The 21,005-nt window shown below is 68.7% G+C and carries 18 protein-coding genes; 7 read left to right on the top strand and 11 right to left on the bottom strand.

Annotated elements, in window-relative coordinates; translation table 11 throughout:
- The first annotated feature begins 8 nt into the window (after nt 1-8).
- Entirely contained in the window at nt 9-470 is a 462-nt protein-coding gene (locus tag F9C11_RS17125) for a hypothetical protein (protein ID WP_409185866.1), read from the top strand.
- A gap of 16 nt (nt 471-486) precedes the next feature.
- Here the strand turns inward: F9C11_RS17125 and F9C11_RS17130 are convergent, their stop codons facing one another.
- Nucleotides 487-1,059 (bottom strand): hypothetical protein, encoded by a 573-nt coding sequence (locus F9C11_RS17130; protein ID WP_409185867.1) that lies wholly within the window; start codon nt 1,057-1,059, stop codon nt 487-489.
- Between the two features lie 356 nt (nt 1,060-1,415).
- On the opposite strand from F9C11_RS17130, the gene F9C11_RS17135 reads away from it, so the two are divergent.
- Nucleotides 1,416-1,856 (top strand): hypothetical protein, encoded by a 441-nt coding sequence (locus F9C11_RS17135; protein WP_409185868.1) that lies wholly within the window; start codon nt 1,416-1,418, stop codon nt 1,854-1,856.
- A 19-nt stretch (nt 1,857-1,875) separates the two neighbouring features.
- On the opposite strand, the gene F9C11_RS17140 is transcribed toward F9C11_RS17135, so the two are convergent.
- The 4 genes from F9C11_RS17140 to F9C11_RS17155 all read right to left on the bottom strand — a co-directional run bounded on the left by F9C11_RS17140 (nt 1,876) and on the right by F9C11_RS17155 (nt 6,173).
- Nucleotides 1,876-2,391 (bottom strand): SRPBCC family protein, encoded by a 516-nt coding sequence (locus F9C11_RS17140; RefSeq protein ID WP_409185869.1) that lies wholly within the window; start codon nt 2,389-2,391, stop codon nt 1,876-1,878.
- Between the two features lie 645 nt (nt 2,392-3,036).
- Complete coding sequence (locus F9C11_RS17145) at nt 3,037-3,960, bottom strand: LysR substrate-binding domain-containing protein (protein ID WP_409185870.1); 924 nt, start codon at nt 3,958-3,960, stop codon at nt 3,037-3,039.
- 83 nt (nt 3,961-4,043) lie between these two features.
- Entirely contained in the window at nt 4,044-4,535 is a 492-nt protein-coding gene (locus F9C11_RS17150) for a DUF6130 family protein (RefSeq protein WP_409185871.1), read from the bottom strand.
- 126 nt (nt 4,536-4,661) lie between these two features.
- Entirely contained in the window at nt 4,662-6,173 is a 1,512-nt protein-coding gene (locus F9C11_RS17155) for a tannase/feruloyl esterase family alpha/beta hydrolase (protein WP_409185872.1), read from the bottom strand.
- A gap of 127 nt (nt 6,174-6,300) precedes the next feature.
- On the opposite strand from F9C11_RS17155, the gene F9C11_RS17160 reads away from it, so the two are divergent.
- The 5 genes from F9C11_RS17160 (at nt 6,301) to F9C11_RS17180 (ending at nt 14,050) form a co-directional block, all read left to right on the top strand.
- Nucleotides 6,301-9,012 (top strand): AAA family ATPase, encoded by a 2,712-nt coding sequence (locus tag F9C11_RS17160; protein ID WP_409185873.1) that lies wholly within the window; start codon nt 6,301-6,303, stop codon nt 9,010-9,012.
- Between the two features lie 91 nt (nt 9,013-9,103).
- Nucleotides 9,104-10,150: an alpha/beta fold hydrolase gene (locus tag F9C11_RS17165; protein ID WP_409185874.1), complete on the top strand. Its 1,047-nt coding sequence runs from the start codon at nt 9,104-9,106 to the stop codon at nt 10,148-10,150.
- A 117-nt stretch (nt 10,151-10,267) separates the two neighbouring features.
- Nucleotides 10,268-11,395 carry a serine hydrolase domain-containing protein gene (locus F9C11_RS17170; RefSeq protein WP_409185875.1) on the top strand — a complete coding sequence of 376 codons (1,128 nt, stop codon included), beginning with the start codon at nt 10,268-10,270 and terminating at the stop codon, nt 11,393-11,395.
- Between the two features lie 312 nt (nt 11,396-11,707).
- Entirely contained in the window at nt 11,708-13,120 is a 1,413-nt protein-coding gene (locus tag F9C11_RS17175) for a DUF4157 domain-containing protein (RefSeq protein WP_409185876.1), read from the top strand.
- A gap of 198 nt (nt 13,121-13,318) precedes the next feature.
- Nucleotides 13,319-14,050, top strand: a complete 732-nt coding sequence (locus F9C11_RS17180) for a glycoside hydrolase family 75 protein (protein ID WP_409185877.1) — start codon at nt 13,319-13,321, stop codon at nt 14,048-14,050.
- A 541-nt stretch (nt 14,051-14,591) separates the two neighbouring features.
- On the opposite strand, the gene F9C11_RS17185 is transcribed toward F9C11_RS17180, so the two are convergent.
- The 6 genes from F9C11_RS17185 to F9C11_RS17210 are packed head-to-tail and all read right to left on the bottom strand — an operon-like array spanning nt 14,592 to nt 20,829.
- Nucleotides 14,592-15,422: an LLM class F420-dependent oxidoreductase gene (locus tag F9C11_RS17185; RefSeq protein WP_409185878.1), complete on the bottom strand. Its 831-nt coding sequence runs from the start codon at nt 15,420-15,422 to the stop codon at nt 14,592-14,594.
- Nucleotides 15,419-16,789 (bottom strand): amidase, encoded by a 1,371-nt coding sequence (locus tag F9C11_RS17190; protein WP_409185879.1) that lies wholly within the window; start codon nt 16,787-16,789, stop codon nt 15,419-15,421. Before F9C11_RS17190 ends, F9C11_RS17185 begins: the two co-directional genes overlap by 4 nt.
- Nucleotides 16,786-17,655 carry a carbon-nitrogen hydrolase family protein gene (locus F9C11_RS17195; RefSeq protein ID WP_409185880.1) on the bottom strand — a complete coding sequence of 290 codons (870 nt, stop codon included), beginning with the start codon at nt 17,653-17,655 and terminating at the stop codon, nt 16,786-16,788. Before F9C11_RS17195 ends, F9C11_RS17190 begins: the two co-directional genes overlap by 4 nt.
- Entirely contained in the window at nt 17,652-18,446 is a 795-nt protein-coding gene (locus F9C11_RS17200) for an SDR family NAD(P)-dependent oxidoreductase (RefSeq protein WP_409185881.1), read from the bottom strand. Before F9C11_RS17200 ends, F9C11_RS17195 begins: the two co-directional genes overlap by 4 nt.
- Nucleotides 18,447-18,458: 12 nt before the next feature.
- Complete coding sequence (locus tag F9C11_RS17205) at nt 18,459-19,448, bottom strand: aldo/keto reductase (RefSeq protein WP_409186923.1); 990 nt, start codon at nt 19,446-19,448, stop codon at nt 18,459-18,461.
- 22 nt (nt 19,449-19,470) lie between these two features.
- Nucleotides 19,471-20,829: an MFS transporter gene (locus tag F9C11_RS17210; RefSeq protein ID WP_409185882.1), complete on the bottom strand. Its 1,359-nt coding sequence runs from the start codon at nt 20,827-20,829 to the stop codon at nt 19,471-19,473.
- Between the last annotated feature and the right edge of the window lie 176 nt (nt 20,830-21,005).

Below are 21,005 nucleotides of genomic sequence, written 5' to 3' on the forward strand. Positions count from 1 at the left end.
TGGGCCGCGTGACCGGCCAAGGGCTTCTTGCATTTCTCCGCGAACTGCGGACAACCACCCCGTGGACGGTGGTCGCCGACGACGCCTCGGTGAGATGGCAACTCAGCGGGTTGACGTGGCAGGCCACGGTGATCGTCGATCCGCGGCGCTGGCTCGGGATGGAGTTCGAAGCCTGGGACCCGGCGACCGGCAAGCGGACCACTTACGCCATAGACACGGATCTGTATGACATCTCGCAGGCCAAGTACCGGGATTTCGCGGAGGAGATCGAGCGCGATGTCATCGAGTTTCTCGGAAACTTGCGGAAGGGCGCGATGGTGCGCGGAACTGACGGGACGAAGCTGGTGCTCGTCTTTCCTCTGGATGGCTCATGGGTGCGCGTCGTCCAGGGCCGGTTTCTGACCAGTACCTCCACGCACGCCGATCTTGCTGCGGCGCGGGTTGGGGGAGGTTACGTTGTGGTGCGGTGACGGTGTTGCTGGTATCTCACGGGGTTGGCGTTGAGATGGCCGCCGTCGCGCGGGGACTGTTCGTCGTTCGGGCTGGTTGCTGACTTGTGCCTCCGTCCTTTTGTCCCGAAAACGGCCGTGCCGTCGCGGTCCAGCGCCGGTTGCGTGGTGTAGGGATCGCGCAACAGCGGTTCGCGGAGTAGGGGGCGTTTTCGGTCAGACTGTGGAATCGAGAGCGCGATTGGCGGATGTTTTCGGATTCGGGACACCGAATGCCGCCGTGTCGATTGATGGGCAGCAAAGCGTGGTTGGGCCAGTGCGGTCCGGCGTTTCCGGCGCGGTCGTATTGCGCGGAAGATTCCGTAATCCTGCTCGCCGGTGAGGAATTCGCCAAGTCCCGCGACGGTGGATCGTGCACGCGGGCCTGAGATATCACGGTGCCGTCGGTGATGTCTAGGAAGAGCATCGCGCTGCTGTCTTCGTCCTCGAAGCCGTTCGCCAGCAGGCCGGACGCGCCGAGGAGTTCGTGCTCGAGCGCGATTGAACGGAGGACCGGGGCGTCGAGCTCGGGCAGGACGTAGGTGCTCGCGTCCCGATGGGAGATCCGCACTGTCCCGCTGGCTGATCAGCGGGGCCGTTCGGATCGGGTGCTGCTGCCGTCCCCGCGATCAGGTTAGCCCTTTCGCCGACTGGTCTCCCACGATAGCGGCGATCGGCGAAACAGTTCTCGCGCGACGGGCTTGATTCCCGCTATCCTTTCCGGGTTTACGTCGGCCTGTCGGGGGTCTGGCCCAGAAGGAGGTTGTAATCCCCGTTCTCGGTCAATCCGGTCGGAAATCGACGAAATGCGGTGCGGCCGAAAGAATGAGCAGCGTGCTCCGAATGGCGGTGCGAGCGCGAAACCGGCCGAGGCGGGTCAATTCCTTTCTTGTGTGGTGCCGAGCATGGAGTGGGTGATCAGCTGTCATGAGAAAAATCATTGTCGCGGCTTTGTGTGCTCTTGGCTTGTTGGCGATCAGCACGTCCGCGAGCGCCGATCCGGCGCCGTCGAGTGCGGTGAGCATTACCCCGGCCACGGTCGCGCCCGGGGCGGCCCTGACCTTCTCGGTGACCCTGTCGAACGCGGACGCTGATCCGCTGAAAGGCGGAAAACTTGGTCTGGGCGTGGCGAACGGGGCGATCAATCAGCTTCTGGACGTCAGCACCTGCGCGCTGTGCTATCAGGCCGGGAACACCATTCGCTACGACGTGGGCGACGTACCGCTCAACGGCAGCAAAACCTTCACCTTCTCCATCGCGGTTTTCGCCAACGCGCAGGCCGGCCAGTATGTAATCGAGCACCAGTTCGTCGGGGACAATTACTCGTACGAGACGTTGGAAGGGCCGACGGTCACTGTCACGCGGTAAGGGAGGCCGGCCGCGGGGCTTACTCGGCGGTGCCCTCGAGGTGTGCCTTGAGCAGTTCCAGTCCGGGCTGAATGCGTGCTGGATCCTCGACCGGGTGCGCGCCGGCCGGTTCGGTGGGCGGGACCAGGCGCTCGAACAGGCGGCAGAACAAAGTCGTGCCGTCGCCGAGGTCGAAGGTGGTGAAGGTGGCGATCGCGTACAGCGACGGCACCAGGGTCCCGTCGTCGAGCACGTCGCGGCCGGCCACCGTCCAGAGTTTGCCCGGGACCCGCGCGACGACGCTGTACAGCTTCGGCTTTTCGTTCAGGTCCGGAACGATGGTTTCGAGCAGTACGTCGCCGAGTTCCGCGGGGACGTCCGCCGTGCCGCGGCGGACTTCGGTTCCGGACGCCATCGGGAGCCACTTCGGCAGGTTCGGCCAGGTGGTCGCCCAGTCGTAGACCTCCTGCACCGGCCGGTTGACCACGATGCGGTTTTCGACGAAGCGGATGTTGAGGCTGTCCGGAATCTGCGGGACGTACAGGGCGGTTGTCACGATTTCTCTCCTTTTCGAGGGTGTCTGGGGAATGCTGTCCGGACATGCGCGCGCCGAGGTCGCAGTCGATTGCTCGCTGAAATATCCGGCCGGGTCTTTTGAGATATCAGAAGAAGCGCGACGGCGGCCGAGGCAGCACGTGGTGGTGATCGGCTGAGCAGCGCATGAAGCCGCCGTTGTTCCCGAGGGCGGTCGCTGACTGGGTCAGTCCGGTGATCCGCACCTGCCGGGCGCGGGGGGGCGAAAAAGGCGAGCAGGTATGTGCCGAAACAGGGGCGCGGGGCTGACGGAATCGCCGACCGGCCGGAAACTTCCGCTGGCTGCTGGAACCGGCCGCCGAACCTGAAACGGCCACCGAACCAGAACCGGCCGCCGAGCCGGAACCGGCCGCCTAACTGGAAACGGCCACCGAACCAGAACCGGCCGCCGAGCCGGAACCGGCCGCCTAACTGGAAACGGCCACCGAACCAGAACCGGCCGCCGAGCCGGAACCGGCCGCCTAACTGGAAACGGCCACCGAACCAGAACCGGCCGCCGAGCCGGAACCGGCCACCGAACCGGAAACGGCCGCCGAACCAGAACCGGAACCGGAAGGAGTGCAGCACGGGGAATTCATTTCCATGATTCGCACGCTAGAAGTCGTGGTCATGCCCGTCCAATGCCGCGTTGGTGCTCCGCTATGCCGGTGGGGCATAGCCGGTGCTCGCCGCCCGGATCTCGGCCGCCACCTCGTCCAGTTTTCGCATCACGAGCAGCATCGTCGGGGTGAGCTGCCTGCCCGCGGGCAGCGTGACGCCGACCGATTCCACGATGCCGGAGGTCGATCGGCAGCACGGCCAGACCCGGTTCGGTCTCGGCGACCAGCTGCGGCATCACGACCAGGGTGTCGGTCTCCAGCGCGATGGCGCGCACGGCGAGGAACGAACCGCATTCGATGCGGTTGGCCGGGGTCGGGAGGCCGCGGCTCAGGAGGTGTTCCTCCAGTTGCCGCCGCTGCGGGTTGTCCGCGGGCGGCAGCGACCAGAGCTCGCCGACCAGGTCGGCGAGTGTCACTCCCGGCCGCTGGTGCGCGGGATGCTGGCTGCGCGCCACCACGCGTGCGGGCTCGTAGTAGAGGTGGTGCTGGCGCAGCCGGTCGTTGTTCGCCGGTTCGAGCGTGCCGACGACAAGGTCGACGTCGCCGGCGAGCAGCGCCTCGTATAGCGCTTCCGGGCCGCCGTGCCGGATGCCGACGGTCAGGTCCGGCGCGACGGCTTTCACCCGCGCGGCCGCGCGGGGCAGCAGCACGCTCGCGCCGGCGAGGAAGATGCCGATCGTGACGGTGCCGGCGTGCCCGTCGACCAGTTCTTCGAGATGCCGCCCCGCCCGGCGAAGCTCGGCGAGCACCGCCTTGGCGTGGTCGACGAACACCTCGCCGAACAGGGTCGGCGTCGTTCCCCGCGGGCCGCGCTCGAACAGTTCGACCCCGAGGATCGACTCGAGTTCGCGCAGCCCGCGGGTCAGTACCGGCTGGGTGACGTGCATCCGCTCGCCTGCGGCGACCAGCGAGCCGTGTTCGGCGATGGCCACCGCGTAACGCAGATGCCGGAGCTTGAGTCTGCCGTCGACGAGATCGGCGCGGTCGGGTCATGCGCTCGATTCTGCCGGTCCGCTCAGTGGTGCTGGCCGCCCGGCGGCACGACGAAACTGACGGTTTTGCTGTCCAGCACCTTGTGCGTCGGGTCGGCCAGCCCGATCCACACCTTGTGCGGGCCGGGCGGCAGGGACTGGATGATCAGCGGTTCGCCGCTGCCGTCGGCCCAGTGCCAGGGCGCGTCGTCCACCGTGACGTGGATGTGGCCGAGGCGCGGGGAAACGTCGAGCGCGGCCGGGCCGTAGACCGGGACGATGCGCAGATTTTCCGCCCGGTAGCGCAGGACGACGAGGCCTTTCGCGAGCTGTTCCGGCAGCGGTGCGTCGACGACGAGCGCGGGCGGCGGCTGGGACGGCAGCGGTACGACCGGTGCGGGCGGCCATCCCGAGGCCGCGGCGGGAGGCGCGGCGGGCACCGGGGGCGAGGCAGGAGGAGGTGCGGCAGAAGCGGAGCAAGCCGTCGCCAGCAAGACAACCGAGCCGAGGATCGCGGTGCGAAGAAAATGAGCCATGGAACGAAAACTAGGCCGCTGTTGATCAGCTTCGCGTCGGTCGGCTGACCGCATTGCTGTACGTCATAAGGGAAGTCGTAAGGGAAGTGCCGTGCGTGCCGCTGGGGTCGGCACGCACGGCACAGGTCAGCGGCAGCGGTAGCTGGACGTCACGGCCGGGTCGCCGTAGCCCCGGTACCGCGAAACCCGCGGGTACGCGCACAGGTCGCGGGTCTGCTTCCCGTCCGCGGTCGCGGCAGGCAAGGTGGCCGGCGCCTTGCCGTGTTCGACCCAGTCGACGAGCGCGCCGAGCGGGTTGACCGGTGCCGCGCCCGTCCCGCCGCCGCAGTGTTCGACGCCGGGGGCCAGGAACAGCCGGTAGAAGTCGTTCACCCGGTGGGGGCCGCCCATCGCCCGTTCGACCTCGGTGCGGTAGCGCAGGGTGCCGCCGGGCGGGATGAGCTGGTCGTCCGAACCGACGAAGGTCAGCAGTTTCCCGCCGGTCCGGCGGAAGGCCGACAGGTCCGGGCCGGCGGTGCCGATGACGTCGTCGTACTCCCGCACCGACTGCCGGAACACCTGGGCGAACTGCGCGTAGCTGAGCTTCGAAACGTCGAAATCAGCCTGTTTGGCCACGAACGACTGCACCCATTTGACCGCGACCGGGAACCCGGTGGCGTACGGGCTGTCGCCGGTTCCGGCCAGCCACGCGAAATCGGCGCCCTTCGGGAGCCCGTCCCACAGCTTCCGGCCGCGTTCGTCGGTCGGCCCGGCCCAGATCTTGCGCATGACGTCGGCGTCCTTGGCCGTGACGGCGATTTCCTCGCCGGCGCAGAGAACCTTCGTGCCGATCAGGGACCGCGGGTCGTAGCTGCATTCGTCCGGCCGGTCGACGATGCCGTTCCGGACGCCGTCGTTCGCGTCGCACGCCTTGATCGCGGCCTGCCGGAACGCGGTGAAGACGCAGGCGCTCGGGAAGTCGTGCTCCTGGTTCATCACGATCTGCGGCCAGAGCGTCGCGACCGCGAACTGCGTCCAGTGGACCGCGGGCGCGTTCGCCAGGATGCCGTCGAAGTCGCCGGGGTAGTTCTGCGCCTCGGAGTAGCCCTGGCGGCCGCCGGTCGAGCAGCCGTTCCAGTACGAATAGGTCACCGGCCGCTGGTAGAACCGCTGGGCGACGTCCTTGCCGACCAGCGCGGCCTCGTGCACCGAGCGGGTGGCGAAGTTCGTCAGCAGCGGCCGGTTGACCTTGCCGGGCGCGGTCAGCGCCCACGAGGTGTCCAATCCGGCGCCGACCCCGGCGTCGGTGGTCACGCCGGCGTAGCCGTCCTTGGCGGCTTGGGCAAGCGGTGCGCCGAAGTCCCCGGCGGCGTACGCGCTTCCGCCGACCGCTTGGAGCCGTCCGGTCCATCCGGTTTGCGGCAAGGCCACGGCGACCTTGACGTGGTCGTTGGCCCCGGGATGGGTGAGCGTGACGGTGATTTCGCAATAGCCGGGCTTCGGCTCGGCCCGCACCGATTCGATTTTCGCGCCGCTGGGCGCGGCGACCGGAACTGTGGCGCAGGCGGTCGTTTCGGCCGCGGCGGCGCTGGGCGCGAGCTGGGTGACCGTGGTCGCCAGCAGCGCCGCGAGCGGCAACGCCAAGAGAGTACGTCTCATCGCTTTCCTTTGTGGAGGGTCGCTTTCGCCTGAAGCTAAGGCGCTCGCGACCGTCTCCGCGCCCGTCGGACGACGTCGTAGCCGTACGTCGCCCGGTATCGTCGCTGGCAGTGGCTAGGGGAGGACCATGACGCTGTACGGACGGGACGCCGAGCTCAAGGAGCTGACTGAGCTGGTCGACGGCCCGGAAGGACGTGTCGGCGTCCTCCTCCGGGGCGAGGCCGGGATCGGGAAGTCCGCGCTCGTCGCCGCGGCGGCCGAGGCTGCCTCGGTCGCGGGGACGCGAGTGCTGCGCACGACCGGCGCCGAGGCTGAGCAGGACCTCGCCTACGCCGGGCTGCACCAGCTGCTGCACCCCGTTCGCGCGGGCGTGGCCGAGTTGCCCGCGCCGCAACGGACGGCGCTGGAGACCGCGCTCGGGCTCGCGGACGGGCCGGAACCCAGCGCGTACCTGGTCGGCCTCGGCGCGTTGACCTTGCTCGCCGATACCGCCTCCGCGAAGCCGGTGCTGGTGCTCGCCGAGGACGTTCACTGGCTCGACCGCGCCAGCGCCGACGTCCTGGCTTTCGTCGCCCGGCGGATCGAAACCGAACCGGTCGCGCTCATCGCGACGCTCCGGGACGCGTCCGGTCCGCTGCTCGACGCCGGCCTCTCCCTGATGCCGCTCGACCGCCTCCCCGACGACGCCGCCGCGGAATTGCTCGACTCGGTCGCGCCGCGCCTCGACCCGATGGTCCGCACCCGGCTGCTCGCCGAGTCCGCGGGCCATCCGCTCGCGCTGACCGAGCTTCCGGCGGCGGTCGCCGACCTCGACGTGCTCGATCCGGTCCTGCCGCTGACCGAACGCCTCGAGCGGACGTTCGCCTCCCGGGTCGCGACCCTGCCGGAGGCCACCCGCGCCGCGCTGCTGATCGCGGCGCTCAACGAGGCCGGTTCGCTCGCCGAAACCCTTGCCGCGACCGGGGTTTTCCTCGGCAGCCCGGTGGCGCCCGAGGTGCTCAGCCCCGCTGCCGACGCCCGGCTGGTCGAGTTCGCGGTCGGCTGCGTGAGGTTCCGGCATCCGCTGATGCGTTCGGCCATTCCCGCCGCCGCGCCGCTCGGCGACCGGCGGCGCGCGCAGCTCGCGTTGGCCGAGACGGTGCGTGACCAGCCCGATCGGCACGCCTGGCACCAAGCCCGGGCGGCCTCCGGGCCGGACGAAACGGTGGCGGCGGCCCTCGAATCCGCCGCCGATCGGGCTCGCCGGAGAGGCGGGGCCGCCGCCGCGATCGCCGCGTTGGAGCAGGCGGCGCGGCTCAGCGAAGACCCGGACGCGCGGGCGGACCGGTTGCTGCGGGCCGCCGAGCTGGCGGTGGAAACCGGTCGCCGCGAGACTGCCGAACGTCTGGTGCGCGACGCCCGGAACGGACCGCTTTCCCCGCGCCGGAAGGCCACCGCGAGCCAGTTGCTCAGCGGATTCGAGGACGGCGTCCGCGAGGACCCCGCCCGGATCGGGGAGCTGGCGGCGCTCGCCGGATCCGTCGCCGCGGACGGGCAGCACGACGCGGCGATGCGGATCCTGTGGGGTGCCGCGATGCGGTGTTTCTGGGCCGAACCCGGCGAGCCGGTCCGCCGGACCCTGCTGGACGTCGCCGCCGAACTGCCCATCCCGGACGACGATCCGCGCCTGCTCGCGGTCGCCGCGTACGTCGCGCCGTTCGAGCGGGGCACCGCGGTGCTGGAACAGTTGCGCGTCCTCGCCGGCGCGGCCGGGGCTGATCCGGAAACCGACCGGTACCTGGGCAGCGCGTCCTTGCAGGTCGGCGCGTTCGACCTGGCGGCCCGCTTCTCGACGGCCGCGGTGCCGGGCCTGCGGGCGCAAGGCAGGCTCGGGTTGCTGCCGCGGGCCCTGGCGGTTCAAGCGTGGAGCCGGGTCCGGCTCGGCGACCTGGCCGGGGCCGCACCGTCGGCCGCGGAGGCGGTCCGGCTCGCGCAGGAGACCGGCCAGCCGTTCATGGGCGGGCTGGCGCTGGCGGTCCAAGCCGAGATCGCGGCCTTGCGCGGCGACCACAAACAGGCCAGCACCCTCGCTGACCAGGCCGAACGCGCTGGACTCGCCGCCGGTGCGCGGCCGGTGCTGGCCACGGTCCAGCTCGCGCGCGGGCTCGTCGCGGTGAGCGAAGGCCGGTACGAGGACGCGTTCGCCGACCTGCGCCGCTTGCTCGACCCGGCCGATCCGGCTTGCCAGCTGGCCCTGCACGCGTACTGCGTCGCGGAGCTGACCGAAGCCGCCGTCCGGGCCGGGCAGACCGACGCGATGCGCGAAATCCTGGCCGGACTGGAGCCGTTGGCGACCACGACCTCCGCGCCGGCGTTGCACATCGGGCTGCGGTACGCGCGGGCCGTGCTCGCGCCGAAGGAGTCCGCCGAAGACCTGTTCACCACGGCTTTGCGGGCGGACTTGAGCGGATGGCCCGCCGAACGCGGGCGGGTCCACCTGGCGTTCGGAGAGTGGTTGCGGCGGCAGCGCCGGGTCGTCGAATCGCGGGCGCACCTGCGCACCGCGCGGGAGACTTTCGACGCGCTCGGCTTGACGGCGTGGGCCGAGCGGGCGCGGCGCGAGTTGCGCAGCGCGGGGGAGTCGAGCCCGAACCGGAGCCCGGACGCGCGCGACAAGCTGACGCCGCACGAGCTGAGCATCGCGCAGCTGGCCGCCGAGGGGCTGACGAACCGGGAGATCGGGCAGCGGCTCTATCTTTCGCACCGGACCGTCGGGACCCACCTGCACCGGATCTTCCCCAAACTCGGCGTGAGTTCCCGTGCTGAGCTGGCCGATGCGGTGAAGGCGCTCGGCGACTGACGTACGCCGGTTGCGTCATCCGACGGGCGCGGGCGGCGGCCGGGCTCCTTAGCGTCGAGGCTGTCCCACGGTCTCGCGCACAGGAGTTCAGATGATCAGCAGGAGACGATTCACCCAGATGTTCGCGGCCGGGGTGGCGGCGACCTCTCTCGCTGCCTGCTCCTCGCCTGCCCCTGGGGTCGGACCTGCCGCTGGGGTCGGGACCGCCGCTGGGGCCGATTTGCGGGCGGGCTCGGGCGAGCACACTTCGCTGGGCACGATCAAGCACGCCGACGCCGGTCTCGTGAGCATGGCGTACGCCGAATTCGGCCCGGCGAACGGCAAACCGGTGGTGCTGTTGCACGGCTGGCCCTATGACCCGTACAGCTACGCCGATGTCGCGCCATTGCTTGCCGCACAAGGGTTCCGGGTGATCGTTCCGTTCCTGCGCGGGTTCGGTCCGACGGTGTTCAAATCGGCCGGCACAGTCCGCAACGGGCAGCAGACGGCCATCGCGCTCGACGTCGTCGCGCTGATGGACACGTTGAAAATCGACAAAGCGATTCTCGGCGGATACGACTGGGGTTCCCGGACGGCCGCGGTGATCGCGGCGTTGTGGCCTGAGCGGTGCCAGGCCGTCGTCCCGGTCAGCGGGTACATCGTCGCCAACCTCAAGGCGAACCTCCAGCCGCTGCCCCCGGCCGCCGAACTGGGCTGGTGGTACCAGTATTACTTCGCGACCGAGCGCGGCCGCGCCGGCTATGCGGCGAACCGGCACGATTTCAACAAACTGATCTGGAAAACGGCGTCGCCGGCGTGGCACTTCGACGACGCGACGTACGACCGCACCGCCGCCGCGTTCGACAATCCGGACCACGTCGCGATCGTCATCCACAACTACCGCTGGCGGCTCAGCCTCGCCCCCGGAGAACCGCAGTACGAGGCGTACGAACAGAAACTCGCCGCGGGGGCGACCATCGGAGTCCCTGCGATCACGTTGGCCAGCGATTTCGACGGCGCGGCCAAGGACGGCAAGGGCTACCGCGCCAAGTTCACCGGAAAATATGAGCACCGGATCCTCGACGGGATCGGGCACAACGTTCCGCAGGAGGCGCCGCGGCCGTTCGCGCAGGCGATCGTGGACGCGGCGAAGCTGTGATCCGCGGGTTCATCGAGGTTTGATCGGGAGCGGATACGGTATGCACTCCTCTCGCCGGAAACCGCTGTGCCCGTTCGGGAAACGGCGGCTTCGGCGACTGTCGAACTGAGGAGTGCGATGAGACGCAAAGCTTTCGGAGCCGTCGCGGCGGCCGTGGCCGCGGCCTTGACCGGCCTGGCCGCCCCGGCTTCGGCGGAGACTCCGGCCGAGATCCTCCAAGCGGCCGCCCAGACCGGGGTCAGCCTCGGCTACCCCGGGGTGATCGGACTGGTCCGGAACGGGGAAGCCGCGCAGTACATCCACGCCGGGTACGGAAATCTCACCGCCAAGACCCCGGCGGACCCGAAAGCGCGGTTCCGGATCGGCAGCGACACCAAGGCGTTCACCGCCGCCGTCCTGCTGCAGCTGGAGGCCGAGGGCAAGCTCTCCCTCGACGACCCGCTCGCCCGCTGGCTGCCCGGCTCGGTGAACGCCAACGGGAACGACGGCACGAAGATCACCGTCCGGCAGGTGCTGAACCAGACCTCCGGGCTGCCGGACTACGCGGCCGACGCCCGGTTCATCAACTCCTACGTCGCGAACACCAACCCGCGGCAGGCGTGGCCGCCGCAGACGCTGGTGGACATCGCGACGTCGCATCCGTCGCTGGGCGCGCCGGGCGCGGCGTTCCACTACTCGAACACCAACTACATCCTCGCCGGCATGGTGATCAAGGCGGTGACCGGGAACGAACCGGCCGCGGAGATCCAGCGGCGCGTCTTCGAGCCGCTCTCCTTGACCAACACGTCCTTCCCGACCGCCGACCCTTCGCTGACCGGCAACTACCTGACCGGCTACTACATCTGGCTCGGCGTGTTCTACAACGACGTCACCGTCTCCAACGTGCAGGCGTTCGGAACCGCGGGCGCCATTGTGTCCACAGAGGACGATCTGGCCACCTTCGAACGCGCACTGCTGAGCGGAAAACTCCTGCCGCCGCGGCAGCAGGCCGAACTGAAGACGACGGTGCCGGCCGACAACGCGGGCACCCGGTACGGGCTGGGAATCGGTCTGTCCCCGACGCCCTGCGGACTGGCCTGGAATCACAGCGGCGGGGTGCTGGGATATTTCAACCTGTGGCTGACCAGCGACGACGGCAGCAAGCAGGTGCTGGTGGCGGCCAACGAGAACCATCTGGCGGGCGTCGCGACCCGGGGGCAGACCACGCTCGGCAACGCCGCGTTCAAGGCTTACTGCGCGTCCTGAGATCCGGTCGGGCGGGGCGGGTGGCCGCCGGGTGATCCCGGCGGCCGCCTGGCGAGCCGCGCCCGGGGTTTCGTCGCGGGTGATGCCGCGGTGACGGACCAGTCCGATCCTGGGCGGAGCGGGTGATGCCGCAGTGACGGACCAGTCCGATCCTGGGCGGAAGCTGCGGCCAGGCGATCGGAAGCGAGGCGCGGGATGCGGGCTCATGGCCACCGTCCGACGAGGCAACCGGCTGATCTGGCGCCTCAGGCCGGGCCGGAGAAGGACCAGGCGAGGCGAGCTGCCATCTCAACGGACTTCAGTCATATCCCAGTGCGGTCATCGGGAACTCCGCTCCCGGCCGAGGTGCGGCACCAGCTGGAAGAACGGTGGGGCGAGGACCTCGGCGGCGTCCGGGTGCACACCGGCCCCGAAGCGGCTCGCTCCGCACGTGACCTGGGCGCGGTCGCGTACACCGCCGGGGAGGACATCGTGGTGGCGGGTGATCCCGACGAGCACCTGCTGACGCACGAGGCGGCGCACGTCGTGCACCAGCGGCACGCCAGCCGGCTCGTGCCGGGAGTCAGTTCCCCTGGCGACGCGGCCGAGCGGGCGGCCGACGCGGGGTCGGCGATCCCCGGCGGTCCAGTGGCCGCGGTCCAGCGGCAGGTCGATCGCACCAGCGAGAAGACGGTCGTGAGCCGCGACGAAGTCGAGAAGGTGCTCACCGCCTACCTGCAGGAAGTGCAGCAGGACCAGGGCGGGCAGACGCTGCACAATACCGAGCAGGTGAAGGTCGCGGTCCTGTCGCTGCTCATCGGAGACCCGGTGCGGTCGGCGTCCGTGCAGGCCTGGCTGTCCGGCACGGTGCCTGGCACCCCGGCCAGCTTCGCGCACGCAGTCGCCAGGCAGCTGCCCGCTGCCATCCCAGCGGAGCGGCTGGGGCGATTGCGCGGAGGCCCGGCCAAAGCGGCTCCGGACAATCGGCCGAAGAACGTGGGGGAAGCGGCCGGTGCCGTGCTCGTCGACACGACCCTCGCGCCGATCCTCCGCCGGATGAAGGTGCCCGACAGCGTCAAGAAGCTCATCGTGGACGGTGCCAAATCGGCGGTCGCCTCAGGCTTGCTTCAACTGGTCGACACGGCGATAGCGAACGCGCGCATCACCCCTGAGGAACGGAACTCTATTCACAGCCTTGTGGAAGGATTGATCAAACAACAGCCGGGCGCCTCGATGGAACGCCAGCAGGAAGGCGCGGGCAGCCCGTACGCGCCGGTCGTGCCGCCGTCGATCGCGCCGCCGGTACCGTCCGCGCCCGGCGAGACGATCATCAAGGGCCCGTCGGTTCCGTTCGACTTCTCCCCGCGGAAAGATCCGCCCAAACCGCGTCCCGCCCCGGCGCCGCCGAGCCCGGCCGTCTTGGCCGCGGCCGGGCAATTCGACCGGCTGTTGCTGACGCCGCCCGAGGCACGCGGCACCGAGCGGGAGGGCGACTATCCCCTGTCGAACGAATTCGCCACCACAGCCGCGGCGCTTCTCGAAGACGCGCAGAAGAACAACCGGACTAGCGTGCGCATGGATCTCCCGGCCAGTTACCGCTTGGTGAAAGATCGCACCGCGATGTTCCAGGCGATGAAGAAGATCTTCTTCGCGATGCGCGACGCACTGCCGCGCCAGGCCAGCCCGGTCGTCCAGGTCTACCTGCTGGTGGAAGGACGGCAGTTCTACAGCTTCGAACTGCGGTAGCCGGCTGCTCCGCGGGCGCCGTTTCCGCTCAGCGGCACGTGTTCCCGCCCGGATTCCCAGCACCAGGCACCCGCCTCGAATTTTCTCCAGGTCGCCTCGTGACAACGCCCGGTCACCGGTGGTTCACTATGTTAGGAAAGTTTCCTAATGAAGGCTGGAGGTCGCCCGGTCATGTCATCCTCCCGTAGGCGTTTCGCAGTGGTCGGCGCCGCTCTGGCGCTCGCCGTGCCGCTCGCGGTCAACTCCGCTCACGCGGCCACCCCGGAAGCGGCCGCCAAGTCCTATACGGCCGCCGAAGTGCTGGCCGGCGTCAAGAAGAACAGCACGGACGCGAACAAGGTCAATTCCAAACCGCACATCAACACGATGACGCGGGCCAAGAACGTCAACGTCTACCAGGTGGCGAAGGGCGTCTACGCCTACGGTTCCGGCCTGGCCGTCGACACCGACGGCAGCGACCCCGACCCCGATCCCGACCACCAGGGAACGACGACTTTCAAGGACAGCAACGGAAAATCGCTCGGCGCGCACCACGTCCCGTTCTACGTCCTCGGCGACGACTGCTACGACAAGAAGAGCCCCTGCCCGCACTTCTTCTACAAGGAACACGGCATCAAGGGCAGGCAGTTCGCGCTGATGTTCTACAAGAGCAAGGTGATCGGCGCGATCTTCGGCGACACGCAGACCGCCAACGACCAGGACACTTCGGACAACGACTCCCGGGAACTGGGCGAAGCCTCGGTAAAGGCGGCTTCCCTGCTGGGGATCAACAGCAGCGGCACTGAGGGCGGCGTCGACAACGGCGTGACCGTGGTGATTTTCTCCGGTTCGGACTGGGTCGTGAACGGGACCAATGCGAACCTGAACGCTACCGCGCAGGGCATGGTCAACAAGGCGCTGGACAGCCTTGGGGCGAGCATGGGTATTTAAGGGTGGCAGGCGAATGCGGTCACTGCCGGGGTGGTGGTGGCCGCATTCGGCATGTCTGCGGTCTGTCTGCTTAGGGCTCGATGTGCGCGGTGAGGCCGGAGTCGTGGGTGGATCCACAACCTGGAGTACCAAGATCGGTTCGGTTTTGGCCAGTCAGTCGAGCCGGACAGCAGAGTGAACATCGCCAGTCCACTCTGGACTCCGTGTTGCCAGCGAGGTCAGAGTCAAGTGCGGTCCGCGGAGTGTGCTGCGGATGTCGGTGCCTCGACCCCGGCTTCCCTGGGTGGCGCGCGACGTTGATCACTGATTTGACCTCTTCGAGCACACCGTTGCCGCTGTGGCCGCGCGAACGACCGTGTGCCCACGAAGCCGAATCCTTTGCGCTGCCGTGCGAGGCAGTTGGTCGGTCGTGTTCGGTGTGTTTGCTGTTTGATGTCGTCCGTTAGTTTTTCGGGTATCGCGGGGTTTCTCGTTCCGTCCGAGGTTTGTTCTGGGCTCCCCTGGTCGGCCAGTCAGGCGGCCCGCGCACCGCCCCCAGGGTTCAGCGGGTTTGCCGCTCGATGTGATCCGCGAGTTTGTCGAGGTATTGCACCGTCTCCCGTTCCGGCTGGGGCGGCAGCGTGAACGTCACCCGGTCCACTTCGGACTCCGCGTAGGCGGCGAGGTCGGAGTCGAGGGCGGCTCCGCAGAGGGTGATGCGGACGTCGGCCCGCCCCGTGTCGGCCAGCCACGATGCTACGCGGCGCAGTTCGGCGGGCGGGGTTTTCGCGCGGGGCAGCCATTCGTCGCCGTAGCGGGCGAGGCGGTCGAGGGCGGCTTTGCTTTCGCCGCCGATCGCGATGGGCGGGTGCGGGCGTTGTGCTGGTTTCGGCCAGGAGCAGACCGGGGCGAAGTCTAGGTGCTCGCCGTGGAATTCGGCCTCCTCGGAGGTCCAGATCGCCTTCAGCGCGGCGATTTTCTCGTTCAGCAGCGGGCCGCGGCGGTGCGGATCGACGCCGTGGTTGCGCATTTCTTCGCGGTTCCACCCGGCCCCGACTCCGAAGAGGACCCGGCCGCCGGACAGGACGTCGAGCGTCGCGACTTCCTTGGCGGTCTGGAAGACATCGCGCTGGGCCAGCAGGGCGACGGCGGTGCCGAGGGTGAGGGTCGTCGTCGCCGCGGAAGCGAGCGCGAGTGCGACGAACGGGTCGTAAGTTCGGTAATACTCGCGCGGCAGCTCGCCGCCGCCGGACCAGGGCGTCTCCCGCTTCACCGGGATATGCGAGTGCTCCGTGACGAGCAGCGTCTCGAAACCGCGTTCTTCCAGCGCCCGGCCCAGCGTGTCCGGGCGGATGCTCTCGTCCGTGACGAATGTGTTGACGCCGAACTTCATGAGTTCTCCTGCGGATAACCGAGCGCGGGTCGTAGTTTCTCGATCAGTGCGCCGACCGCGAGCACCGTGGCATCCGAGTGCCGAGGCCCCACGATCTGAATGCCGACCGGCAAACCGCGGGACGTCAGTCCAATCGGGACGCTCAGCGCGGGTTGCCGCGACATGTTGAACGGATAGGTGAAGGGTGTCCACTGTGGCCAGTCGGTCAGCCCGCTGTCCGGCGGCACGTCGTGGCCCGCGGCGAAGGGCTCGATCGGCACGGTTGGCGTGAGCAGGAGGTCGAACTTCGTGTGGAATTCGCCCATGGCGACGCCGAGCGCGGCGAGTTCGCTTTGTGCGTCGAGATAGTCGGCCGTCGAATGCTGAGCGCCTCGTTCGATCAGCCTCTGCAAGCCCGGGTCGAGCGGTGCGGTGCCGCCGTAGCGGCGGACGATGTGCGCGACGCCGACAGACCACAGCACGTCGAATGCGCTTGCCGGGTCAGGGAAATCGGGGTCGGCCTCCTCGACGTGCAGGCCGGTTCCGGCCAACGCGGCGACGGTTTCCGCGACGAGGGCGGCGACCTCCGGGTGTACGTCGACGCGGCCCAGCGCTGGTGAGTACGCGATCCGGACAGGGTCGATTGGCTCGCCGATGGTCGGCGTCCAGGAGGGATCGCGGTGGTCCCGGGCCGCGAGGAGGTCGGTCAGCGCGGCGACGTCGGCCACCGAGCGGGCCATCGGACCGGCGTGCGCCAGGGTGCCCAGGACGCTGGGCGGGTACATCGGGATGCGTCCGTGTGTCGGCTTGAAGCCCACGACTCCGCAGAAGGCGGCCGGGATGCGCACTGAACCTGCGGCGTCGGTGGCGACGGACACCGCGCCCATCCCGGTCCGGACTGCCACGCCGCTGCCGCCGCTCGACCCGCCCGCGGTCAGGGTCGGATCCCACGGATTCCGGGTGATGCCGTCGATGAGGTTGTCGGTAACGCCTTTCCAGCCGAGTTCGGAAGTCGTGGTCTTGCCGAGCAGGACGAGACCGTTCGCGCGGAGTGCTGCCGCGGCAGGGCTGTCGGTCTGCCATGGCTGGGTCGGGTCGGTGCGACGCGAACCGCGCAGCGTTGGGATATCTCGGGTTAGGAAGAGGTCCTTGATCGACGCGGGAACTCCGTCGAATGGCCCCAGCGCGCGTCCGTCGGCCCAGCGTCGTTCACTCACCGCAGCCTGATTGAGCGCACCTTCGTAGTCGACGTGCGCGAAGGCGCGGAGGTTGTCGTGGGCGTCGATGGCCGCCAGCGCCGCCTTGGTCGCTTCTACCGGCGAAAGCTCGCCGGCCGCATAGGCGGCACCGAGTTGTTCAGCCGTCCATTGGCAGAGGTCCGGGGTCATGGGTGCTCCGGGCGGGAGAGCGGTTCGGCAACGCGGCCGTAGAGTTCCGGCCTGCGGTCGCGGAAGATCGTGAGATATCTGCGCTGTGCTTTGAGATCTGAGTTCCGCAGCACCGCTCGGACCGCGTCCTCCCGGTCGTCGTCCGAGCGTGCCAGAACGTCGCCGCTCGGGCCCGCGATGGCGCTCCGGCCGTAGAAGTGCTGTTCGCCGTCGGTGCCGGTCCGGTTGCAGCCCAGGAAGAAGACGGCGTTCTCCATCGCCCTCGTCGCGCACCGCGACACGATGCTGTCCGACGGAACCTTCCCCGGCTGCACCGCCGACGCCCACAACGAGACGACGATCTCGGCCCCCGCGAGCGTCTGGACGCGGGCCATCTCGGGGAACCGGACGTCGTAACACACGTTGAGCGCCAGCGTGCCCAGTGCAGTAGAGAACACTGAGATCTCATCGCCGGGGACGTAGTATTCCTTCTCGTCCCGGCACGGGTGCACCTTGTGCTGCACCCCGGCCACCTCGCCGTCCGGGCCGATCACCACGGCGCTGTTGTACAGCACCTCTGGTATCCGAGGGTGCCGTTGTGACATACCAACGACGACGTGTGCCCCACCACGACGGGCCGCTTCACCCAGCACCTCCGTGGTCGGACCCGGTACGAGTTCCGACGCCGCGTAGAGACTCTCCGCGTAAGCGTCGTCGCGCGCGGAGCGGATGTAGCCGGTGTTGCTCAACTCGGGGAAGACGACTAGTTCGGCACCGTGCTCCTGCGCCTCGCGCTCGACGAACTCTGCCATCCGTTTGGCGTTGCCTGGACAGTCCAGCACCGCGGAACTGAACTGCACCAACGAAACGCGTACCTCGTCTTTCATCGATGGTTCTCCGGATGCACGTCGCGCGCGAACTGCGGATTGCCCGCCAGCAAGCCCCCGTCGACGGGTAGCAAGCTGCCGGTGATGAACGACGCCTCGTCCGAAGCCAGGAAGAGCGCCGCGGACGCGATGTCGTCGGGCATGCCGACCTGGCCGAGCGGATACCAGGTGGCGAGGCGGTCGAGGAGGTCCGGGTCGATCTTCTCGCGTTCCTTCCAGACGTCGGTGCGGAAGGTGCCCGGCACCAGCGCGTTCGCCCGGATCCCGAAGGGCGCGAACTCGACGGCCAGGTTGCGGGCCAGCGCCTCCACCCCGGCCTTCGCGGCGCTGTATCCCGCCGCGCCCACGTGCGTGTGCGCGTTTACCGACGACACATTGATGATCACCCCGCGCCGCTGTTCGACCATCGTCGGGAGCACCTGCTGGGAGCAACGGAAGGCACCGGTCAGCACGACGTCGAGGTCACGGTTCCAGTCCTCGATCCGAGTGTCCAGAATGGACGCCGGATTGGACGTGAAGGCGTTGTTGACCAAGACGTCGATGCGGCCGTAGGCGAATCGGGCGGCTTCGGCCAGCGCCCGGACGTCGTCGTCGCTGCGGACGTCGGTCCGCACGGCCAGCGCTCGGCCGCCCTGGTCTTCCACCTCGGCGGCGGCCTGGTCGGCAGCCGCCTCGTCGCGGTCGGCTACCACCACGGCGGCGCCCTCGGCGGCGAAGCGGCGGACCAACGTCCGGCCCAGTCCCGAGCCACCGCCGCCGGTCACGATCACCACCCGCTCTGCGAAACGCATTTCACCCACCCATCAAGGCGCTTCGAGCAACGACATGCGGTCGGGCGAGTAGCGCTCGCCGGCGATCTGATCGGCGGGCACGGCCTGTTCGATCGCTGCCACGTCAGCGGCCGACAGTGAGATATCAACAGCCGCGACGTTTTCCTCCAGCCTGCTCCGCTTCTTCGTCCCCGGAATGGGCACGACGTCGTCGCCGTGGCTGTGCACCCACGCCAGCGCGAGCTGACCCGCCGTGACGCCCCGCTCCTCGGCGAGCTTTTCCAGCGCCCGCACGAATTCCAGGTTGCGTTCGAGGTTCCCGGCGGCGAAACGCGGCTGTGCCGTCCGCCGGAAGTCGTCCTTCTCGAAGTCGTCGATCGAACGGTAGCGCCCGGTGAGGATGCCGCGGCCCAGCGGCGAGTACGGCACGATCCCGATGCCCAGTTCGCGGCACACCGGCACGACCTCGTCCTCGATCGTGCGCGACCACAGCGACCATTCGGTCTGCACTGAGGTGATCGGGTGCACGGCGTGCGCCCGGCGGATCGTCTCCGCCGACGCCTCCGACAGCCCGAGGTAGCGCACCTTCCCGGCCGCGACCAGTTCTGCCAGCGCTCCGACCGTCTCCTCGATCTCGACCGCGGGATCGACGCGGTGCTGCTGATAGAGGTCGATGTGGTCGACCCCGAGCCGGCGCAAGGACGCGGTACAGGCCTGCCGGACGTACTCCGCGTCACCGCGCACCGAGCGGGCCATCGAATCGTCCTCCGTGCGGACGACGCCGAATTTCGTGGCCAGGACGACCTCGTCGCGGCGTCCGGCGATCGCCCGCCCGACCAGTTCCTCGTTGGCGCCGTAGCCGTACATGTCGGAGGTGTCCAGGAGCGTGACGCCGAGGTCGAGCGCGCGGTGCACGGTCGCGATGGATTCGGTTTCGTCGCCGCTGCCGTAGAAATCGCTCATTCCCATGCAGCCGAGTCCTTGCGCGCCGACGTCGAGCTTGCCGAGATGCCGAAGGGGCATCGCCATGCTGGTTCTCCTTTGCCTAGCGGGACGGATCGCTGGCGGCGGCCGGTTCGGATGCCACCATTGGCTCGTTGATATCTTTCAGATGGGTCTCTGGCATCAGCAGGACCGCGCCGAAGGTGATCGCGCAGACGACCGCCATGTAGATGGCCACCGACATCGAGGACCCGGTCGCCGCGTACAGCGACGTGGCGATCAGCGGGGCGAACGCGCCGCCGATGACCGCGCCGAGCTGCACGCCCAGCGAGACGCCGGAGTACCGGAGCCCGGTCGTGAACGCTTCGGCGAAGAAAGCGCCCTGCGGTCCGTACATCGTGGTGTGCAGCAAGCCGAGGCCGACGATGAACGCGACCAGGATCAGGAAGGTCGACTTCGTGTTCAGCAGCGGCCAGAAAGCGAACGAGAAGGCGCACAGCAACCCGGAACCTGCCAGCAGCATCGTGCGCCGGCCGATGCGGTCTGAGATGGCACCGGACACCGGGAGCAATACCAGTTGCACGCCAGCCGCGACAAGCACCGCGAGCAGGACGGTGTCCTTCGACAGCCCCAAAATCGCGGGGTTCGTGCTGTACGAGACCGCGAACGTCATGAACAGGTAGTAGGTCACGTTGATGCCGATGTAGGCAGCCGCGACCAACGCGATTTGCTTGTAGTGCACCCGAAACGCGCGCAGCACGGGGGAGCGTTCCGGCTTCTTGACCTGCTTGAGCCGCCGGAACGCGTCGGTGTCCTCCAAGCGCAGCTGCAAGTGAATAGCTAGCCACACCAGCGCCGCGCTCGCGAGGAACGGGACGCGCCAGCCCCACGCCTCGAACGCCGCGGGCGACGTGAATCGGATAGCCGCGATGAACGCGAGGTTGCCGAGGATGATGCCGCCCGGACCGCCCGCCTGCGCGAAGCTGGAGAAGAAGCCGCGCTTCCGGGGCGGCGCGCTTTCCATCGCCAGGAGGACGACGCCGCCGAGCTGTCCGCCGACTGCGATGCCCTGCAGGAAACGCAGCAATACCAACAAGATCGGCGCGGCGACCCCGAGCACCGAATACGTCGGCATCAGGCCGATGAGGGTCGAGGCGAGGCCCATTCCGGCGAGCGCGCCGATCAACGCCGTTTTGCGCCCGCGCACGTCGCCGATGTGGCCGAAGAGCACGCCGCCGAGCGGCCGGGCGAGGAAACCGACCGCGAAGGTCGCGAAGCTGAGCAACGCACTGGTCAACGCGGTCTGCTCGGGGAAGAAGAGCTGCGGGAAGACCAGCGCCGCCGCGGTGCCGTAGATGAAGAAGTCGTAGTTCTCGATGCTCGAAGCCGAGAGTGCGGTCACCGCGACCTTGGCCAGTCTCGTTTCGGGTCGTGCCTGTGGGGGTTCCTGCGCCGGCGCCATTGCCCGCTCCTTCCGCCACTTTTCGACGGCCGTGGGACGAAACGTTTCGTCCAGTGAAACGTGTGAATCACTACGTGATATGGATTGTCTACTCGCCCTGGTCACGCAGGTCAAGGGGGCTCGTGCCGGGCTTCCGCGGGGCAGGATCGGGACCTCCCGCTCGGCTGAGCGGGAGG

Source organism: Amycolatopsis sp. VS8301801F10 (assembly GCF_046195355.1).
GTDB lineage: Bacteria > Actinomycetota > Actinomycetes > Mycobacteriales > Pseudonocardiaceae > Amycolatopsis.

Bases quoted from the DNA above. Each gene is read 5' to 3' on its own strand.
- F9C11_RS17135 (WP_409185868.1), top strand. From the start codon at position 1,416: ATGAGAAAAATCATTGTCGCGGCTTTGTGTGCTCTTGGCTTGTTGGCG.
- F9C11_RS17150 (WP_409185871.1), bottom strand. From the start codon at position 4,535: ATGGCTCATTTTCTTCGCACCGCGATCCTCGGCTCGGTTGTCTTGCTG.
- F9C11_RS17155 (WP_409185872.1), bottom strand. From the start codon at position 6,173: ATGAGACGTACTCTCTTGGCGTTGCCGCTCGCGGCGCTGCTGGCGACC.
- F9C11_RS17160 (WP_409185873.1), top strand. From the start codon at position 6,301: ATGACGCTGTACGGACGGGACGCCGAGCTCAAGGAGCTGACTGAGCTG.
- F9C11_RS17165 (WP_409185874.1), top strand. From the start codon at position 9,104: ATGATCAGCAGGAGACGATTCACCCAGATGTTCGCGGCCGGGGTGGCG.
- F9C11_RS17170 (WP_409185875.1), top strand. From the start codon at position 10,268: ATGAGACGCAAAGCTTTCGGAGCCGTCGCGGCGGCCGTGGCCGCGGCC.
- F9C11_RS17185 (WP_409185878.1), bottom strand. From the start codon at position 15,422: ATGAAGTTCGGCGTCAACACATTCGTCACGGACGAGAGCATCCGCCCG.
- F9C11_RS17190 (WP_409185879.1), bottom strand. From the start codon at position 16,789: ATGACCCCGGACCTCTGCCAATGGACGGCTGAACAACTCGGTGCCGCC.
- F9C11_RS17195 (WP_409185880.1), bottom strand. From the start codon at position 17,655: ATGAAAGACGAGGTACGCGTTTCGTTGGTGCAGTTCAGTTCCGCGGTG.
- F9C11_RS17200 (WP_409185881.1), bottom strand. From the start codon at position 18,446: ATGCGTTTCGCAGAGCGGGTGGTGATCGTGACCGGCGGCGGTGGCTCG.
- F9C11_RS17205 (WP_409186923.1), bottom strand. From the start codon at position 19,448: ATGCCCCTTCGGCATCTCGGCAAGCTCGACGTCGGCGCGCAAGGACTC.
- F9C11_RS17210 (WP_409185882.1), bottom strand. From the start codon at position 20,829: ATGGCGCCGGCGCAGGAACCCCCACAGGCACGACCCGAAACGAGACTG.